At 68.2% G+C, this 18226-nt stretch carries 18 protein-coding genes and 2 tRNA genes; 14 read left to right on the top strand and 6 right to left on the bottom strand.

The window, feature by feature from the left end:
• The first annotated feature begins 75 nt into the window (after nucleotides 1–75).
• From MRS60_RS05180 to MRS60_RS05150, 7 genes are all read left to right on the top strand, one after another.
• Nucleotides 76–151 (top strand) — tRNA-Asn (locus MRS60_RS05180).
• A 70-nt stretch (nucleotides 152–221) separates the two neighbouring features.
• Nucleotides 222–297 (top strand) — tRNA-Asn (locus tag MRS60_RS05175).
• 120 nt (nucleotides 298–417) lie between these two features.
• Nucleotides 418–903: a CreA family protein gene (locus tag MRS60_RS05170; RefSeq protein WP_105393601.1), complete on the top strand. Its 486-nt coding sequence runs from the start codon at nucleotides 418–420 to the stop codon at nucleotides 901–903.
• Nucleotides 904–965: 62 nt separating this feature from the next.
• Nucleotides 966–1880 carry an AraC family transcriptional regulator gene (locus MRS60_RS05165; protein WP_243565315.1) on the top strand — a complete coding sequence of 305 codons (915 nt, stop codon included), beginning with the start codon at nucleotides 966–968 and terminating at the stop codon, nucleotides 1878–1880.
• A 124-nt stretch (nucleotides 1881–2004) separates the two neighbouring features.
• On the top strand, nucleotides 2005–2772 hold the full coding sequence (locus MRS60_RS05160; RefSeq protein ID WP_243565314.1) for an AzlC family ABC transporter permease: 768 nt from the start codon (nucleotides 2005–2007) through the stop codon (nucleotides 2770–2772).
• Complete coding sequence (locus MRS60_RS05155) at nucleotides 2769–3107, top strand: AzlD domain-containing protein (protein ID WP_034183072.1); 339 nt, start codon at nucleotides 2769–2771, stop codon at nucleotides 3105–3107. Before MRS60_RS05160 ends, MRS60_RS05155 begins: the two co-directional genes overlap by 4 nt.
• Before the next feature lie 161 nt (nucleotides 3108–3268).
• A complete protein-coding gene (locus MRS60_RS05150) occupies nucleotides 3269–4045 on the top strand; it encodes a DUF4088 family protein (RefSeq protein ID WP_105393603.1) in 777 nt (258 codons plus the stop codon).
• Nucleotides 4046–4176: 131 nt separating this feature from the next.
• Here the strand turns inward: MRS60_RS05150 and MRS60_RS05145 are convergent, their stop codons facing one another.
• Nucleotides 4177–4578 (bottom strand): hypothetical protein, encoded by a 402-nt coding sequence (locus tag MRS60_RS05145; protein ID WP_152855379.1) that lies wholly within the window; start codon nucleotides 4576–4578, stop codon nucleotides 4177–4179.
• Nucleotides 4579–4848: 270 nt separating this feature from the next.
• Here MRS60_RS05145 and MRS60_RS05140 point away from each other — a divergent pair, with 270 nt between their 5' ends.
• The 3 genes from MRS60_RS05140 to fumC all read left to right on the top strand — a co-directional run bounded on the left by MRS60_RS05140 (nucleotide 4849) and on the right by fumC (nucleotide 8133).
• Complete coding sequence (locus tag MRS60_RS05140; protein ID WP_006486208.1) at nucleotides 4849–5067, top strand: RNA-binding S4 domain-containing protein; 219 nt, start codon at nucleotides 4849–4851, stop codon at nucleotides 5065–5067.
• A 132-nt stretch (nucleotides 5068–5199) separates the two neighbouring features.
• The gene (gene norM / locus MRS60_RS05135) at nucleotides 5200–6588 is read left to right on the top strand and encodes a multidrug efflux MATE transporter NorM (protein ID WP_034183069.1); all 1389 of its coding nucleotides are present in this window, start codon (nucleotides 5200–5202) and stop codon (nucleotides 6586–6588) included.
• A 150-nt stretch (nucleotides 6589–6738) separates the two neighbouring features.
• On the top strand, nucleotides 6739–8133 hold the full coding sequence (gene fumC, locus MRS60_RS05130) for a class II fumarate hydratase (RefSeq protein ID WP_131948078.1): 1395 nt from the start codon (nucleotides 6739–6741) through the stop codon (nucleotides 8131–8133).
• Between the two features lie 46 nt (nucleotides 8134–8179).
• Here the strand turns inward: fumC and MRS60_RS05125 are convergent, their stop codons facing one another.
• Nucleotides 8180–8692 (bottom strand): acyl-CoA thioesterase, encoded by a 513-nt coding sequence (locus MRS60_RS05125; protein ID WP_027811985.1) that lies wholly within the window; start codon nucleotides 8690–8692, stop codon nucleotides 8180–8182.
• Nucleotides 8693–8822: 130 nt separating this feature from the next.
• The gene (locus MRS60_RS05120; RefSeq protein WP_165948127.1) at nucleotides 8823–8963 is read right to left on the bottom strand and encodes a hypothetical protein; all 141 of its coding nucleotides are present in this window, start codon (nucleotides 8961–8963) and stop codon (nucleotides 8823–8825) included.
• A gap of 202 nt (nucleotides 8964–9165) precedes the next feature.
• On the opposite strand from MRS60_RS05120, the gene MRS60_RS05115 reads away from it, so the two are divergent.
• Both MRS60_RS05115 and MRS60_RS05110 read left to right on the top strand, forming a co-directional pair.
• Complete coding sequence (locus tag MRS60_RS05115) at nucleotides 9166–9873, top strand: ArsR/SmtB family transcription factor (RefSeq protein ID WP_243565313.1); 708 nt, start codon at nucleotides 9166–9168, stop codon at nucleotides 9871–9873.
• 162 nt (nucleotides 9874–10035) lie between these two features.
• On the top strand, nucleotides 10036–12597 hold the full coding sequence (locus tag MRS60_RS05110; RefSeq protein WP_243565312.1) for a DUF6600 domain-containing protein: 2562 nt from the start codon (nucleotides 10036–10038) through the stop codon (nucleotides 12595–12597).
• Between the two features lie 74 nt (nucleotides 12598–12671).
• Here the strand turns inward: MRS60_RS05110 and MRS60_RS05105 are convergent, their stop codons facing one another.
• Nucleotides 12672–13643: a thymidylate synthase gene (locus MRS60_RS05105; RefSeq protein ID WP_243565311.1), complete on the bottom strand. Its 972-nt coding sequence runs from the start codon at nucleotides 13641–13643 to the stop codon at nucleotides 12672–12674.
• Between the two features lie 41 nt (nucleotides 13644–13684).
• Nucleotides 13685–15082 carry a sigma-54 dependent transcriptional regulator gene (locus tag MRS60_RS05100; protein ID WP_034183065.1) on the bottom strand — a complete coding sequence of 466 codons (1398 nt, stop codon included), beginning with the start codon at nucleotides 15080–15082 and terminating at the stop codon, nucleotides 13685–13687.
• Between the two features lie 498 nt (nucleotides 15083–15580).
• Between MRS60_RS05100 and MRS60_RS05095 the strand changes: the two genes are divergently transcribed.
• Complete coding sequence (locus tag MRS60_RS05095) at nucleotides 15581–15907, top strand: hypothetical protein (protein ID WP_034183064.1); 327 nt, start codon at nucleotides 15581–15583, stop codon at nucleotides 15905–15907.
• Nucleotides 15908–16182: 275 nt separating this feature from the next.
• Complete coding sequence (locus MRS60_RS05090) at nucleotides 16183–16683, top strand: dihydrofolate reductase (RefSeq protein WP_243565310.1); 501 nt, start codon at nucleotides 16183–16185, stop codon at nucleotides 16681–16683.
• A gap of 83 nt (nucleotides 16684–16766) precedes the next feature.
• Here the strand turns inward: MRS60_RS05090 and pmbA are convergent, their stop codons facing one another.
• Nucleotides 16767–18137: a metalloprotease PmbA gene (gene pmbA, locus MRS60_RS05085; RefSeq protein ID WP_131948080.1), complete on the bottom strand. Its 1371-nt coding sequence runs from the start codon at nucleotides 18135–18137 to the stop codon at nucleotides 16767–16769.
• Between the last annotated feature and the right edge of the window lie 89 nt (nucleotides 18138–18226).

Raw genomic sequence — 18226 nt, 5'->3', positions numbered from 1 at the left:
TTTTTGTGCGCTGCGGCCCAAAAGTATTGACAGGTTAGCCGACACTCCATACAATCTCGTTTCTCTGCTGTTTGTTCCCCGATAGCTCAGTCGGTAGAGCGCCGGACTGTTAATCCGTAGGTCCCTGGTTCGAGCCCAGGTCGGGGAGCCAAAAACGCAAAGGCCCGTTGAAGGTGAACGGGTTTTTTGTTGGTGACGCAAACGCAGATGTACCGATTTATTCCCCGATAGCTCAGTCGGTAGAGCGCCGGACTGTTAATCCGTAGGTCCCTGGTTCGAGCCCAGGTCGGGGAGCCAGACAGCGAAAGGCCCGTCATTCGACGGGCCTTTTGTTTTTCCGGCCGCCCTTTCGCGTTTTCGTGGCCCGGTCCCGCGCATGCTAGAGTCTATGTCCCGCATTCGCATCCGGTTCCGTCGATGAAGCACCGCCTCCTGCGCGCCGCACCCTTCGCCCTCCTGCTCTCCGCATTCGCCGCTGCGCCGCTCGCGCACGCGGAGGAGGTCGGCAGCGTCAACACCCATTTCCGCGTAACGGGCTCCGACCGCGTCGTCGTCGAGGCGTACGACGATCCGGTCGTGAACGGCGTGACCTGCTACGTGTCGCGCGCCCGCACGGGCGGCATCAAGGGCACGCTCGGCGTCGCCGAGGATCCGAGCGAGGCATCGATCGCGTGCCGGCAGGTCGGCCCGATCAGCTTCAAGGAACCGCTCAAGCAGCAGACCGACGTGTTCAGCGAACGCATGTCGTTCATTTTCAAGACGCTGCACGTCGTGCGCGTGGTCGACAGGAAGCGCAACACGATCGTCTACCTGACCTACAGTGACCGCATCGTCAGCGGCAGCCCGAAGAACGCCGTCACCGCGGTGCCGATGCCGGCCGGCACGACGATTCCGGTCAAGTAAGGCCCGCACCTGGCGGGCGCGCGAGCGATACACTGTCGGTTCGACCGCTCCCGCGCCCGATCATGTCCGCCACCCGCCTTCCAGACTCCGCACGCTACTGGCGCACGCCGCTGCTGCCGGACACGGATCTGGTCACGGCCACCTATCGCGACCACACGTTCGCGCCCCACTGGCACGACGCGTACACGATCCCCGTGATTCTCGAAGGCGCGGAACGCTTCACCTATCGCGGCAGCGGCCATGTCGCCGAAACGGGTACCGTGCCCGTGATCAATCCCGGCGAGGTGCATACGGGCTCGCGCGCGGCGGACGAAGGCTGGTGCTATCGCGTCAGCTACATGCCGATCGAATTCATCCGCGAACTCACGAGCGCGATCGCCGGCCGCCCGCAGGACGCACCGTGGTTTGCCCCCGACGTGATTCGCGACACCGACCTCGCGGCCCGGCTCGCGCTGGCGCACCGGATGATGGAAGCCGGCAGCGAGCGCGCGCTGTCGTCCCATGCGCACGGGCAGCCGGCCGACGATGCGGCGGCCGGCGATCCGGCCTCCGGCGCACCGCGCATCTATGATCCGCTCGCCGCCGAAACGGCGATGCTCGACGCGCTGTCGACGCTGATCGTGCGCCACGCCGACGCGCAGCCGCGACCGGCGCCGCTCGCAGCGGACGAACCGCGCGTCGACGCGATGCGCGAGCGGCTCGCCGCCGATCTCACGTGCACGGTGACGCTGGACGAAGTCGCGCAGGCGGCCGGCCTGTCGCCGTTCCACGCGGCGCGCCTGTTCACGCGTACGACCGGCATGCCGCCGCATGCCTGGCGCAACCAGCTGCGATTGCAGCGCGCGCTGGCACCGCTGCGGGCAGGCGTGCCCGTCGCCGACGTCGCGGCGGCCAGCGGCTTCGTCGACCAGAGTCACTTCACGCGGCATTTCAAACGGATGTTCGGCGTGCCGCCCGGGCGCTGGCAGGCGAGCTGACGCGCGGCTTCCCGCATCCGGCCGCTCGCTTGCCGCCGCGCCGGCAAACGCCCGGGCAGCCAACCCGCCCGCGACCGCAAGAACATACAAGCCGGCAAACCACCGGCCCGCTATCCTCCAACGCATGGAGGAGCGCGCTTTGAACCCGACACCCGCATCACCCCCTCGCCGGCCGCTCAACGAATGGCTCGACGGCGCGCGCGACACGATCCCGATGATGATCGGCGCGGCGCCGTTCGGCGTGATTTTCGGCACGCTCGTCGGCGGCGGCCCGCTCGCCGCGTGGCACGGCGTGCTGATGTCGCTCGCCGTGTTCGCAGGCTCCGCGCAGTTCATCGCGCTCGGCCTGATCGCGGGCAGCGCGAGCTTCGTCGTCGTACTCGCGACGACGCTGATCGTGAACCTGCGCCACCTGCTGTACAGCGCGACGCTCGCGCCCTATGTCGCGCACCTGCCGCTGCGCTGGCGCGCCACGCTCGGCGCGCTGATGACCGACGAAGTGTTCGCGGTCGCCTATGGGCACTACCGGCACTTCCCGCCCGGCACGATCGGCCCCCACTACTTTTTCGGCTCCGGGCTCGCGATGTACCTGAACTGGCAGGTCTGGACGCTCGCGGGCATCGGCTTCGGCGCGGCATTCCCGGGCCTGCAGTCGCTCGGCCTCGATTTCGCGATGGCGGCGACCTTCATCGCGATCGTCGTCCCGCAGCTCGGCACGCTGCGCTATTTCGCGGCGGCCGCGACGGCCGGCACGCTCGCGTACTTCTGGCAGGGCTGGCCGTACAAGCTCGGGCTGCTCGGCGCGGTTGCCGCCGGCGTCGCGATCGGCGTCGCGCTGACACTGCGGCACGAGCGCTCGCGCGCACGATCACGCACGGAGGCCGCATCGTGAGCTACGCGCTGCTGATCCTCGGGATGGCCGTCATCACCTACGCAATCCGCACGACGCTGTTCCTGTTCGGCGAGCGGCTGACCTTTCCGCCGCTCGTGCGGACCGCGCTCGGCTTCGTGCCCGTCACCGTGCTGACCGCGATCATCGTGCCGATGACCGTCTCGCCCCATGGCGGCACGGCCGAACTGACCTGGCGCAATCCGCAGCTCGTCGGCGCGCTCGCCGCCGTGCTCGTGTCGGCGGCGACCCGTCGCCCGCTCGTGACGATCGCGGCGGGCCTCGCGGTGTTCTTTTTCTGGCAAGGGATCGTGCTGCCGCACTGGCTGCCCGCCTGAGCGGACACTCCACCACGCGCGCTCAAGTTTCCGCGCGGCGCGCCGATATAGGAAGTGAAAACCCGCCACCGGCCTCGGCGCGCACCGGTCAGTCGACGCTGCGCCCGCACCGGTGCGCCGTGCCGACCGCCGGCCTGCGCGGGCCGCCATCGAGACGATTCATGGGCCAGATCACCCTTTCCCTCAAGGACGACACGCTCGAGTCCCTGCGCAAGGACTACGACGCGTTCGTCCGCGTGTCGCTGAAACTCGACCCGCAGTTCGCGACGCCGTCGTTCGAGGATTTCCTGCGCGCGAAGCTGCTCGACAACATGGTTCCGCTGACCGAGCACGCGGTGCAGCGGATGCTGCAGGGCGGCCAGTACGCGTGGGCCAAGCGCACGCTCGACAAGGAATTTCCGGACGTCGTCGCGATCCTGATGCGGCAGGCCGCCGAATTCGGCTTCGGCTTCGCGTCGCGCTCCGAATGGACGCCCGACGAGCTCGCGAAGGCGTGCCGCGACTGGGCGAAGGCGATCGTCGCCGAGGCGCAGGGCGACCCGGCGCAAATCGACCCGCTCGCGTCGCAGATCAAGGGCGCGGCTCAGGACATCCAGGCGCTCGAGGAACTGATGCAGACGCCCGCGTGGCGGCTTGCGGAATCGCTGCGGCAACGGGTTTACGAAGCCAAGCTCGCATGCGAGATGAGCGTCGGCAGCACCGCGCGCGACAAGCTCGGCGAACTGCGCGGGTTGCTGCGGCTCGGGCTCGCACATGGCTCGTTCCAGAAACAGGAAGCGCAGCAGATCATGGAATACCTGCGGCTGCTGAAACCGGAGATCTTCGTCGAAGAGCCGTACGACGTCTTCGCGCGGCTCGCCGCGTGGCTGCGCAGCGTATTCACGCCGGCTGCCGCGCGCCCCGCGCAGGGACAAGGCCAAGGACAGCGTCGGCCGTAACCGCGCGCCCGCGCTGCCGAAAGCATGAACACATGAAAACGGCCCGGTTCGCGCAAAGCGAACCGGGCCGCCGGACGGCCGCCGTCGCGACGCGCCGTCCGGGGCGAGCGTCGCGCGGCGCCAGGCATCGCTTACTGCGTGGCGCCCTGAGCCGATGCACCACCCTCCGCGCCGACCGATGCACCGCCTTCGGTCGCTTCGCCAGCCTTCGCCTTGGCCGAGCCGACATGGCTCTTGGCCGACTTCGCGGCGTGCTTCGTGTGCTTCTTGGCCGAGTGGACGGCCGACGACGCCGTATCCTTCGCGCCGTCGGCTGCCGCGCCGACCGCATCGGTTGCGCCGCCGACCGCGTTGCCCGACGCGTTCGCGCCGGCGCTGCCCTGCACGCCCGCGCCGACACCCGCTGCCGGGGTCTGCGCCTGCACGCCGGCACCTGCCGCGCCCTGCGCCGCCGTGCCCGTCTGGGCAAACGCGGCCGAAGTGGCGAACGCCGTCAGCGCGGCACCGATCAGCATCGTACGAATCTTGGACATGACAATCCTCCTCAAGAAGTTGTGGGCGCGAACCGCAGCGATGCGGTCCGTCGCGTCCCCCGCCGCAACACGCAGCAGGTACGACAAAAGACCCGCGGCCCGCACGGCAGGTTCTCGAATCTCTCAGACTGTTACCCACCGTTTCATTTGCTGACGAATCGCTCACAGTCCTTAACAACTGCGTGCCGCGACCGCCCGCGCTCGCACGCCGGCCCGCGGTGCCGTATGATGCGAGGCGATTCCTTCCGCGCATTGCGCACCTTCTTCGTCATGCCCAACCTGGATTTCACGCTGACCGGCGAATACGTCGAGCTGCACAACCTTCTGAAGATCACCGGCCTCGCGGACAGCGGCGGCACCGCGAAGCTGATCGTCGCGTCCGGCGCGGTGAAAGTCGACGGCGCGGTCGAGCTTCGCAAGACCTGCAAGATCCGCGCGGGCCAGGTCGTGCTGCTCGGCGACACGCGCATCGCGGTGCGCGAAGCCTAGCGCCTGTTCCCCCTGTCCGCGACATGGCCATCGGCGCGCGCGTTCGACACCGTACGAATAAAGCCGTAAGCTAGCCGTCTCTCAAAATAAATACAGACAGCGCGGGCCCGCACCCGCGCGAGCGCCCATTCCATGTCGCATTCCGGTCTCACGCGGACGGCCGCCGCGCCGCCGTCCCTGTCCAGTCACGCCGCCGATACCGCGCGCCTCGCCGCACCGCTCGCGATCGCGCAACTTTCACAGATGGCGATGAGCGTCACCGACACGGTGCTGCTCGGTTCGCTCGGCCCCGATTCGCTCGCGGCCGGCGGTCTCGGCGCGAACTTCTTCTTCGTCATCGTCACCATTCTGCAAGGCGTGCTGTCGTCGGTCAGCGTGAGCGTCGCGCATGCGCGCGGCGCCCAGGCCGAGGACCGCGTGCCGCACATCTACTGGACCGGGTTCGCGCTGTCCGTGCTGCTCGCGATTCCGGCGATCGTCGCGCTGTCGCTGGCCGAACCGATCCTGCTGATGTTCCACGAGCCACCGCTGCTCGCGCATCACGTCGGCGAATACACGGGCATCCTGCGCTTCGCGGCGCTCGGCAGCCTGATCGGCGTCGGGCTGATGCGCGCGTTCCTGCCGGCGATCGGCGCCGCACGGCGGCTGCTGTGGGTGTCGATCGGCGGTGTCGGCGTCAACGGCGTGCTGAACTACGGGCTGATCCACGGCGCATTCGGGCTGCCGCGCCTCGGCTTTCTCGGATCGGCGGTCGCGACGACGATCACGATCTGGCTCACCGCGCTCGCGCTGATCTGGCTGCTGCACGGCCGGCAGCGCTTCCGCCATTTCGTGACCGCGGCACGCCCGAAGCTGCCCGTGATGGGCGAGCTGATCGGCATCGGCTGGCCCGTCGCGATCACGTACGGCGTCGAATCGACGCTGTTCCTCGGCACCGGCCTCACGGTCGGCGTGCTCGGCGCGACGTCGCTGGCCGCGCACCAGATCGCGCTGAACGTCGCGTCGGTGTCGTTCATGGTGCCGCTCGCGATCGGCCAGGCCGCCAACGTCCGGGTCGGCTACTGGGTCGGCGCGGGTTCGCCCGTCGCCGCGCGGCATGCGGGCTTCGTCGCGCTCGCGCTCGGCGTCGCGTTCATGTCACTGTCGGGCATCGTGATGATCGTCGCGCCGCACACGATCGTCGGCCTGTATCTTCATCTCGACGACCCGGCCAATGCGGCCACGGTGTCGCTCGCGGCGTCGCTGCTCGGCATCGCCGCGGTGTTCCAGATCGTCGACGGGATGCAGACCGTCGCGTCGGGCGCGCTGCGCGGCCTGAAGGACACGCGCATCCCGATGCTCGCCGCGACCTTCGGCTACTGGGGCATCGGCTTCCCGACCGGCTACTGGTTCGCGTTCCATGCGGGCCTCGGCGCGCGCGGCCTGTGGTGGGGGCTCGCGGCCGGCCTCGCGAGCGTCGCGGCGCTGATGGCATGGCGCTTTCATCTGAAGACCGCGTCGCTCATCGCGGCGCGGCATTGAGCGCGACACGACACGAAATCGCGGCCGACGCTATGCTTGTCGGCTGAAGGCCCGAAGTCCCGAAGACGCCGCGCGAGCGGCGCGACTGCCTCACGATACGCCCGACGCCGCGCATTGCGCGGCCTTTCCCCTTTCCAAGAGGAGTGCATCATGAACGAAGCAGTTCGGATGGAACGCGACACGTTCGGCGAGATCGCCGTGCCGGCCGACCGGCTCTGGGGCGCACAGACCGAGCGCTCGCTGCAGAATTTCCGGATCTCGACCGAGAAGCAGTCGCCCGAGCTGATCCACGCGCTGGCGATCGTCAAGCGCGCCGCGGCGGCCGTGAACCAGTCGCTCGGCGTGCTGGCCGACGACAAGGCGCGCGCGATCATCGACGCGGCCGACGAGATCATCGCCGGCAAGCATCCGCGCGAATTCCCGCTCGCGGTCTGGCAGACGGGCTCCGGCACGCAGACCAACATGAACCTCAACGAGGTGATCGCGAATCGCGCGAGCGAGCTGATGGGCGGCGAGCGCGGCGAAGCGCGCAAGGTTCATCCGAACGACGACGTGAACCGCGGCCAGTCGTCGAACGACGTGTTCCCGACCGCGATGCACGTCGCGGCCGCGTACGCGATCGTCAATCACCTGCTGCCGGCGCTGCGCACGCTGCGCACGACGCTCGACGCAAAATCGAAGGCGTTTGCCGACATCGTGAAGATCGGCCGCACGCACCTGCAGGACGCGACACCGCTCACGCTCGGCCAGGAGTTTTCCGGCTATGTCGCGCAGCTCGACCAGGGCATCCGTCACGTCGAATCGGCGCTGCCGCACCTGTACGAACTCGCGCTCGGCGGCACCGCGGTCGGCACCGGGCTGAACGCGCATCCGGAGTTCGCGGTGCGCGTCGCCGACGAAATCGGCCGGCTGGCGAAGCTGCCGTTCGTGACGGCGCCGAGCAAGTTCGAGGTGATGGCGGCGGCCGACGCGCTGGTGTTCGCGCACGGCGCGCTGAAGACCGTCGCGGCCGGCCTGATGAAGATCGCGAACGACGTCCGCTGGCTCGCGAGCGGGCCGCGCTGCGGGCTCGGCGAGCTGTCGATTCCGGAGAACGAACCGGGCAGCTCGATCATGCCGGGCAAGGTGAACCCGACGCAGTCGGAGGCCGTGACGATGCTGTGCTGCCAGGTGTTCGGCAACGACGTCGCGGTCAACGTCGGCGGCGCGAGCGGCAATTTCGAGCTGAACGTGTTCCGGCCGATGATCGCGCACAACGTGCTGCAATCGGTGCGGCTGCTCGCCGACGGCGCGCGGAGCTTCAACGACCACTGCGCGGTGGGCATCGAGCCGAATCGCGCGCGCATCGACCTGCTGCTGAACGAATCGCTGATGCTCGTGACGGCGCTCAATCCGCATATCGGCTACGACAAGTCCGCGCAGATCGCGAAGAAGGCGCACAAGGAAGGCACGACGCTGAAGGCCGCCGCGCTCGCGCTCGGCTATCTGACCGAGGCGGAATTCGATGCGTGGGTGCGTCCCGAGCAGATGATCGGGTCGCGGTAACGGCGGAACGACGGGCGCTGCGCAAACGGCGCGGCGCCCGCGCCGGTCAGACCGTGCCCTTCGCGACCTCTTCCGGCTTCATCTCGACGATCTTGTCGAGCGCGGCCCGCACGTCGGCCGCATATTTCGCGAGCACCTTCTGCTCGTCGGTCTCGGGCACGAACGGCGGCACCGGCACCGGGTTGCCGTTCTCGTCGACCGCGACGAACACGACCAGGCAATCGGTGGTCTGGCGCAACACGCCGCCCTTCGGATCGCCGGCGTGCACGGATACATGGATGTGCATGCTGGTGCGCCCCGTCGCGACGACGCGCGCCTTCAGCTCGACGAGATTGCCGACCAGGATCGGACGCTGGAAACGGATGTTGCCGACGCTGACCGTCACGCAATAGCGGCTCGACCAGACGGCCGCGCACGCATACGCGACCTCGTCGATCCACTTCATCAGCGCACCGCCATGCACCTTGCCGCCGAAGTTCACGGACGACGGCTCGGCGAGGAAGCGGAATACGGTTTCGGTGCGGTCGAGGGCGGCCGGTACGGGGGACGGTTGGGGCATCTTGTTGGCTCCAGGCGGCAGGGGCGCTGTAATCGGGCCATTATACGTTGCACTGCGGCAACGCGCCGCGGGGCGCCCCATGTCGCGCGGCGGCGCCGACGCGCCTGAAACGTACGCGGATCGGCGCCCGTCAGCGGCGTATCGTGATGCCCTGGTCGATCGTCCCGTACATCTCGAGGCTGCCGCCCCGCTCGCCGGCAGCGCCCGCGCCGCCCTGCGCACAGGCCGCGCAGACGAGCACGGCCGCCAACAGGCAGAAAATCGTCTTCATCGTTGCATCGTGTCACGTGCGGCGGCCCGCTGCCGCCGCGTCCGGCCATTCTACGCGTGCCCCGCACGGGGGCCGCAGTCCGGTCTTCCGCAGGGTCGGTGCCCGCGCCGGCATCGCTGCATTCGACATTTCAGCCGGATCCGAAACATCGAATGCTCGCACCCACTACACTGCAAGTCATCCCGCCTGACGAGACACGACGATGACCGATCAAGACGACCACCACTTTCCGGGCCTGAGCCGCATCGGCGCGCTGATCGCCGACCCGGGACGCGCCGCGATGCTGTGGGTGCTGATGGACGGCAGCGCGCGACCGGCCGGCGAACTGACGATGATCGCGGGGCTGTCGCCGTCCGCGGCAAGCGCGCATCTCGCGCGGCTGACCGAAGGCGGCCTGCTCGCGCTCGACGTGCGCGGCCGGCACCGCTATTACCGGATCGCATCGTCCGACATCGCGGCATCGCTCGAGGCGCTCGCGAACGTCGCCCGCGCGGCCGCGCCGCACCGCCCGGTTCCACCGCCGTCGCGCACGGTGCCGGCCGAACTGCGCTACGCACGCACCTGCTACGACCACATGGCCGGCGAACTCGCAGTGCGCATCTTCGACGGGCTCACCGCGCGCGGCTGGCTGCTTGCCAACGGTGATGAGATCGAGACCACCGAACTCGGCACCCGGGCGCTCGCGCGATGGGGCATCGACGTCGCCCAGCAGCACGCGCGCCGGCGCCGCTTCGCGTGCGGCTGTCTCGACTGGAGCGAGCGGCGCTCGCATCTCGGCGGCGCGCTCGGCGCCGCACTGCTCGAGAGCTTCTGTGCGCACGGCTGGATCGAGCGCTCCGCGCGACCGCGCGTGCTGCGCGTCACCGTGCCCGGGCAGCAGGTTTTCGACGGGTGGCTTACGTCCGCTTGACGCCTGCATTGCAGCTGCACGACAACGGCGCGCGATGGACAGGTTTTGTTACATCGCGTGCCATCCGGCTTACAAAACACCGAGCACTGAAACAGACCGAGCGGATATCGTGAACTCAACGGCACGAATCGACGCGCCGCGATAACGACGAAGACGCTCACCATGGCCCCCCTGTTCACGCTCAAGCGATCCGCCCGCTATACGCTGCTCGCGTTCGTCGCGCTTGCGACGCTGCCCCCCGCATTCGCACAATCGGCCGATGCCCCGCCGTATACGGCCGCGGCCCGGCAACCGGGCGGCGATCCGCCGGGGCGCGTCGCGCGGCTCAATTACCTGTCGGGCGCCGTGACGACCGAACCGGCCGGCACCGATACGTGGTCGTACGCCGCCGTGAACCGGCCGCTGACGACCGGCGACCAGCTCTGGAACGATGCCGGCGCGCGCTCGGAACTGCACATCGGCTCGACCGCGGTGCGGCTCGGCAATTCGACGAGCCTGTCGGTGCTGAACCTCGACGACACGACGACGCAACTGAAGGTCGGCCTCGGCACCGTATCGACGCACGTGCGCCAGCTGCCGGCCGGCGGATCGTACGAAATCGACACGCCGAACCTCGCGCTCGGCATCACGGGCCCCGGCGACTATCGCGTCGATGTCGCGCCGGACGGCGCAAGCACGACGGTCACGGTGCGCAGCGGCAGCGCGACCGTGTACGGCAGCAACGGACAATACCCGCTGTCGCCCGGACAGCAGGTCGTGTTCACGGGCACCGACCTGCAGGTTGCGCAGCAATCGCCCGCGCCGGGCCCCGATGCGCTCGACCAGTGGGCCGCCAGCCGCGACGCGGCCGAGGAGCGCTCGGTGTCGGCCCGCTATGTGTCCCGCGACGTTCCCGGCTACCAGGATCTCGACGCGAACGGCACGTGGCGCGAAACCCCGAATTACGGCTCGGTATGGGTGCCGAACGACACGCCTGCCGACTGGGCGCCGTATCACGACGGCCACTGGATCTGGCAGGCACCATGGGGCTGGACGTGGGTCGACGATGCACCGTGGGGCTTCGCGCCGTATCACTACGGCCGCTGGGCGTACGTGGACGATAGCTGGGCATGGGTGCCCGGCCCGATGGTCGTCAGCCAGCCGCCCGTCTATGCGCCGGCGCTGGTCGCGTTCGTCGGTGGCGGCGGCGGCGGCGGTCCCGACTGGAGCGTCGCGCTCACCGTCGGCGGCGTCGCCGCGGCCGGCTGCGCATGGTTCGCGCTCGGCCCTGGTGAGCCGTGGCACCCCGGCTGGGGCGGCTGGAGCCCGCACTACTACGATCGCGTGAACCGCAACATCGTGGTGAACAACGTGAACGTGAACAAGACGGTGAACGTGACGAACATCACCAATATCACCAACATCAACAAGACGTACGTGAACTTCCACGCGCCGCACGCGATCACGGCCGTGCCGGCCTCCGCGTTCGTGCACGGTCAGCCTGTTGCGCACTTCTCGCAGCATGTCGATCCGCAGCAATGGCGCAATGCGCACGTGACACCGGGTACGCCCGGTATCGCGCCCGTGCGCCAGAGCTTTACCGGCGGGCTGCGCAATGCCGGCTACCGTCCGCCGGTGGCGATCGCGCAGCACCCGTACGTCGCGACGCGCAATCCTGCCGTGCCGGCCGCGTATCGCGACCAGGCCGCCGCCCACCTTGCGCAGCAAGGCGGACGCGTACCGGGCGCCGGCGCCCCCGTCGTGAAGACGAACGTGCCGGCCGACTACACGGCTCGCCCGGTTCGCGTTCCGGGCAACCCGAACGGCGGCGCATGGGCGATGCACAACGTGCAGCTCGTGAATCCGCACGGCCCCGTCGTGCAGCCGTCACGCGCGCCGCGCGAAGGCCAGCCGCCAGCCGCGCAGGCCGGACGTCCGGGCGCACCGGTGCCGGGCGCGCCGACTATCGCGCGGCCGGCGAACGGCGAGAACCCCAATGCGCCGCGCTTCGCCAACGGCGGCATGCCGCAGGCACCGGGCAACCCGGCGCCGCGCCAGGCGTTCGTGCCCGGAAACGGCGTCCCGCATCCGCCGGTGGCCGGCAATTTCCCGTCGGGCAACGGCAACGCGCACGCAGCCGAGGCGCCGTCACCTGCGTGGATGCAGCCGCACACGCCGATGGAGCGTCAACGCCCCACCCCGCCGGCCGCGCTGCACGCGGCAGGACAGAATGCGCTGCCGCCCGTGCGCAGCGCGGTGCCGGCGCCGCATCCGGACGGCGCGCCGGCTCCGCAGGGCGCGCAGCCCGGCGGCCGGAACGAAGCGCCGCGCGCGCTGCCGCAACCGAGGTTCGACAGTACGGCGCAAATCCCGCAGCCGCGTCCGCGCCCCGAATTCCCGACGCCGGCCCAGCATGGGCAGCCGCAGCCGCAACCGGAACGGGCCGCCCCCGCGCCGCAACCGCGCCCCGAATTCGCGCAACCGGCGCCACACCGCGAAGTCGCACCGCCGCGCGTGAACGAGTACCGTCCGCCGGCCCCCGCCGCACATGAAATGCCGCGCCCACAGCCGCAGGCGCCGCGCATGGAGCCACGGCCGTCGATGCCCGCGCCGCACGCGGAGCCGCGCCCGTCGATGCCCGCGCCCCGGATGGAACCGCGGCCGCAACCGGCGCCGCACGTCGAGGCGCCGCGCCCGAGCAACCCGCCGCCGCAAGGCGGTCACGAAGAGCGGCACCGCCAGTAAGTGCCGCAAACGTGCAGCAAAAAGGCCCGACCGGCTGATGGCGGTCAGGCCTTCATTCTGAGGGGGCTGCGCGATCAGACCGCCATCGGCGCGGTCAGCGGCTCGTGGTGGCGATAGCCGACGAGCGAGAAATCGGACGGCTCGATCTGCTCGAGCCACTCGGGCGCATAGACACCCGTCTTCGCGTATTCGGGCACGCGCTCGGCGATCTCGAGCCGCGGGCTTTCGTACGGCTCACGTGTGAGCTGCTGCTGCAGCATGTCGAGCTGATTCTCGTAGATGTGCGCGTCGCCGATGAAATACGTGAACCAGCGCGGCGTATAGCCCGTCAGCCGGCCGACGAGCGACAGCAGTGCGGCCCCTTCCGTCAGGTTGAACGGCGTGCCGAGCCCGACGTCGTTGCTGCGGATGTACAGGCACAGCGAGATCTCGCGCTTCGTCGCATTCGGCAGGAACTGGTACAGCAGATGGCATGCGGGCAGCGCGATCTGGTCGAGCACGGCCGGATTCCACGCGTGAAACAGGATACGACGGTCGGCCGGATTCTCCATGATCGTGTCCAGGCACTGGCGTAGCTGGTCGATCGCCTTGTACAGCAGCACCTTCGGTGCGCCGTCTTCGTCGAAACGCGTGACGACCCGGAAGCCGCGGCGCGTCGCGTCGCCGATCTGCGCATCGGCGCCCGCATCGAGCACCTTGTAGCCCGGCCACTGGCGCCATTGCACGCCGTACACGTCGCCGAGATCGTCGACGCCCTGGCGATACGGGTTCGCGAGCCACTGCGCGTTCTCGTTCGCGTTCGCGTCCCACACCTTGCAGCCTAGCGCGCGGAAATCGGCCGCGCTGCGCGACGCGCGCAGGAAGCCGACCAGTTCTCCGACCGCGGATTTGAACGCGAGCTTCTTGGTCGTGACCGCCGGGAAGCCTTGCTGCAGGTCGAAGCGCAGCATCGCGCCCGGCATGCTGATGGTGCGGATCCCCGTGCGGTTCTCCTGCCAGGTGCCGGTATCGAGAATGGTACGAACGAGGTCGAGATACTGTTTCATGCGGGTTCCTTCGGCCGCGAGGGCGGCCGTACCCGCCAATTTTAGCAAGCGTGATGCGGAAGCTCCGGCAACGACGCCGGAAACCCTGCCAGCGCGTCGCCGCGATCGCGCATTCCGTGCGCGCACATCAGCCGGTAGAGCGTGACGCGCGACACGCCGAGTTCGCGCGCGGCGTCCGCGAAACGGCCGCGATGGCGCAGCAGCGCCTGCTCGATCGCCTGCCGTTCGGCCGCCTCGCGCGCCTCCAGCAGCGACACGGGCGCAAGCGTCGCGTAGTCGTTCAGCTCGAGATCGGCCGCGGTGATCATCCGGCCCTCCGACATCACGATCGCTCGGCGCACGCGATTGATCAGCTCACGCACGTTGCCCGGCCACGAATAGCCGTACAGCGAGGCCACCGCATCGGGGGAAAAGCCGCGCAGGCGCCGATGCGCGTCGCCCTTGAAACGCTCGAGCATGTGGCGCGCGAGCACCTCGATGTCCTTGCCCCGCGCGCGCAGCGGCGGCTCCTCGATCTTCAGCACGCACAGGCGATGGAACAGGTCCTCGCGGAACCGCCCTTCGCGCAACGCCGTTTCCATGTCCACGTGCGTCGCGCAGATCACGCGCACATCGACCGGCACCGATACGTGCGCACCGAGCCGCTCGATCTTGCCTTCCTGCAGGAAACGCAACAGGCTTGCCTGGCTTTCGAGCGGCAGGTCGCCGATCTCGTCGAGAAACAGCGTGCCGCTGTTGGCGGCCTCGACGCGGCCGATCTTGCGCTGGTTCGCACCGGTGAACGCGCCGCGCTCATAACCGAACAACTCGGCCTGCAGCAGCGTCGACGGGATCGCACCGCAATTGATCGCGATGAACGGCGCCTGCGCACGCGACGAACGCTCGTGAATCGCGACCGCCGTCAGTTCCTTGCCCGTGCCCGATTCGCCGGAGATGAACACCGGCGCGTCGGTCGATGCGACGCGACGGATTGTCCTGAAGAGTCCGAGCATCGCATCGCAGGTGCCGACCATCTCGCCTTCGCTGCGACCCGCACCGGCGAGCGGCACAACGGGCTCGGTCAGCGCGACCATGCCATGTGCATGACCGACGGTCTCGACGATCCGCGACATCTCGTACGGCATCGTCACGTAGTCGAAGCAATAGTCGCGAATGAGATGGCGCAGCGTGGCGTCCTGCAACTGGCCGCGCCGCGTCGCCGCGATCCAGCCGATGTGCTGGATGCTCAGGCAGGATTCGAGTTCGCGCAGGTCCGAGGGCTTGAAGCCCGGCGAGAAATCGAGCAGGCCGGCCGTTGCAACACCGTGCTGCACGACGCGTCGTACGTCGCGTACGGTCTCCGCGAGATCGACGCGCCAACCGCATTCGTCGAAATGGCCGCGCAACGCATCGTTCGGTTCGCGCGAGTAATAGATCACGTGCCGCTGATCGGCTCCCATATGCCCACCCCGTTCATCAACCATCTAACGATTGCCGCGCACGCCAGGTCGCGTGCGAAAGGATCGAATCGGGTCAGCCCAAGGTGGCTCGATTCGCCATGCCGATGCGCGGCAACGACAATGCCTCGCATGATGGCGCTTATCTCGCGTCCGTTTTTTGATCAAGACAGCTTAGTTATAGGCACTGAATGCGACAAATCGATTTCAGCGCCTCAAGCGATGCGGTCGAATCGCTCGGGAGGTCGACGTATGTCAATCATCTGCACATAACACTTGCGCAGCGAAGTGTGCTTTCATCGACACACGCGTCGATTTTCATCCTTGACGCGTATTGATTGAATCCGCAGTATTCCCAAGCCCCCTCGTTTCAGGCCTGAAACATTTTCAGGCGTTTTTCGCCGCAAGTGTCGACGCGTGTGCGTGAATCGCAGTCGTGGCAAGGGTTCCGGCGCGATGGCATGTATTTCGCTGAATAAGAATATATCGGAGACAGCGACCATGCGAAAACATCTGTTACTTTCTTTCGTGCCGATGGCGATTTCGCTCTCGGCCGCCGGCCCGCCCGCGCCGGCGCACGCGGATGAAAACGTGAAGCTGGATCGCGCGATGCTGCTTGCGGAAAACGCGCCAGGCATGCAGCCCGGCAACGGGTTCGGCATCGTGACCGTGTCGGCACCGCAACCACTGCCGGCCGGCAAGGCTTCGGTGACGCTGTGGGACGAGATCCCGCCTCCGCCCCAGTTGCCGACACCGCTCCCGGTACCGCAGCCACGCGACGTGCAGCATGCGATGGAAAAAAACACCCAAGGCACCACGCACCAGTGAGCATGCACCAATCCATTCGATGAGGATTCCGTAGTTATCCGAATCGGCCGACAGCATCGATCGCGACCACCCTCACCGCCCCCGCGACACGAAACGTTTTTTTGTGCTCCGTCCCCCGGCGGGCACTCTTTTTACTCAGTCCGTCGCCGCGCCGCCACTGCATCGCGCATCGCGGCGCGCAACACCGGAAAGCCGATGCAGGTGCGAGGAATCCGGCATGCACCGCCGTTCCGGTAGAATCGGCGCCATTCCGGCTTTCCTCTTCTCCGACCTTCATGACGACGTTGACCCTGATCGTCGCGCGTGCCCGCAACGGCATCATTGGCCGCGACAACCAGTTGCCCTGGAAACTTCCCGAGGATCTCGCGTTCTTCAAGCGCACGACGATGGGCGCGCCGATCGTGATGGGCCGCAAGACCCACGAGTCGATCGGCCGGCCGCTGCCGGGCCGCCGCAACATCGTCGTCACGCGCGACGCAACGCGCCGCTTCGATGGCTGCGATACGGTCACGTCGCTCGCCGACGCGCTGGCGCTCGCCGCACGTGACGGCGTGCCCGAAGCATTCCTGATCGGCGGTGCGCAACTCTACGCGGAAGGCCTCGTGCTCGCGGATAAACTGGTCGTCACCGAGATCGATGCCGACTTCGACGGCGATGCATCGTTCCCTGCGCCCGACGCCGCGCACTGGCAGGAAGTCTCGCGCGATGCACACCAGGCTGCCGCGCCGAACACGTTCGGTTATGCGTTCGTCGTCTACGAGCGCAAGCGCATCTGACGCGTCGCGCACAATGAGCAAAGCCCGACCGGCTCGCGCCGGTCGGGCTTTTTCGTTTCGTGGCGGCCTGCGCCGCGCGCGGCTTACTGCCCTGCGATCGTCATCTGCTCGATCAGCACCGAGCCCGTTTCCTTCGTGCCGCGGACGATCGAATCGGCGCCGATCGCGACGATATGGCGGAACATCTCCTGCAGCGTGCTCGCGACGGTGATTTCCTCGACCGGGTACTGGATCACGCCGTTCTCGACCCAGAAACCCGCCGCGCCGCGCGAATAGTCGCCCGTCACGTAGTTCACGCCCTGCCCCATCAGCTCGGTCAGCAGCAGGCCCGTACCGAGCTTCTTCAGCATCGCGTCGAAATCGTCGCCCGGCTGCGTGTTCGAGCTGCGTAGCGCGAGGTTGTGCGAGCCGCCCGCGTTGCCGGTGGTCTGCGTGCCGAGCTTGCGTGCCGAATAGGTCGACAGGAAGTAGCCTTCGACGACGCCGTCCTTGACGACGCTGCGCGCGCGCGTACGCACGCCTTCCTCGTCGAACGGCGCGCTGCCCATCGCGCGCGGCACGTGCGGATCCTCGACGACCTGGATATGCGGCGCAAACACCGGCTTGCCGAGGCTGTCGACGAGGAACGACGTCTTGCGGTACAGCGCGCCGCCGCTCACGGCCTGCACGAATGCGCCGAGCAGGCCGGCCGCGAGCGGCGCCTCGAACAGCACGGGCACCTTGCGGGTGTCGAGACGGCGCGCGCCCATCCGCGCGAGCGCACGCTCGGCCGCGTAACGGCCCACCGCTTCGGGTGCCGCGAGATCGATCGCGCTGCGCTTCGACGAATACCAGTCGTCGCGCTGCATTTGACGGCCGCTGCCCGCGATCGGCGCGCATGCGATGTAGTGGCGCGAGTACGGATAGCCGGACAGGAAGCCGCGCGACGTCGCGAGCACGAACTGCGAATGCTGCGCCGACACGCTCGCGCCTTCCGAATTGCGGATCTGCGCGCTGACCGCGAATGCGGCATCTTCCGCGCGGCGGGCGAGCTCGACGGCCTCGTCGGCCGTCAGCGCCCACGGATGATAGAGATCGAGGTCGCGCGGGTCGGTTTCGAGCAGCTCGGCCTCGGCCAGGCCGGCCGCTTCGTCCTCGGCCGTGAAACGTGCGATGTTGTAGGCGGCAGCGACGGTATCCTTGATCGCGGCCGGCGAAAAATCGGACGTGCTCGCGTTGCCGCGCTTCTTGCCGATGAACACGGTCACGCCGACCATCTTGTCGCGGTTGTGCTCGATCGTTTCGACTTCGCCGCGGCGCACCGACACCGACAGGCCGTCGCCCTCGGAGATTTCGGTCGCGGCGTCCGTCGCGCCGAGTGCCTTCGCATGGCGAAGGATGTCCGATGCGATTTCTTTGAGCTGGTCCTGCGTGTGCGGGAAATAGCGCGCTTGTACGTCGAGATTGGCTGCCATCGTCTTGGTATCCGGTGGCGGGCGGGCGCCCGCATGTTCAAAATGTTGCGTATCCCGCGATCATAGCAAGGTCCGGGGACGGACACAGA

Origin of the sequence: Burkholderia pyrrocinia (assembly GCF_022809715.1) — a bacterium.
GTDB classification, from domain to species: domain Bacteria; phylum Pseudomonadota; class Gammaproteobacteria; order Burkholderiales; family Burkholderiaceae; genus Burkholderia; species Burkholderia pyrrocinia_C.
Note: the sequence above shows the minus strand (reverse complement) of the source record. Positions and strands in the feature narration are given on the sequence as shown.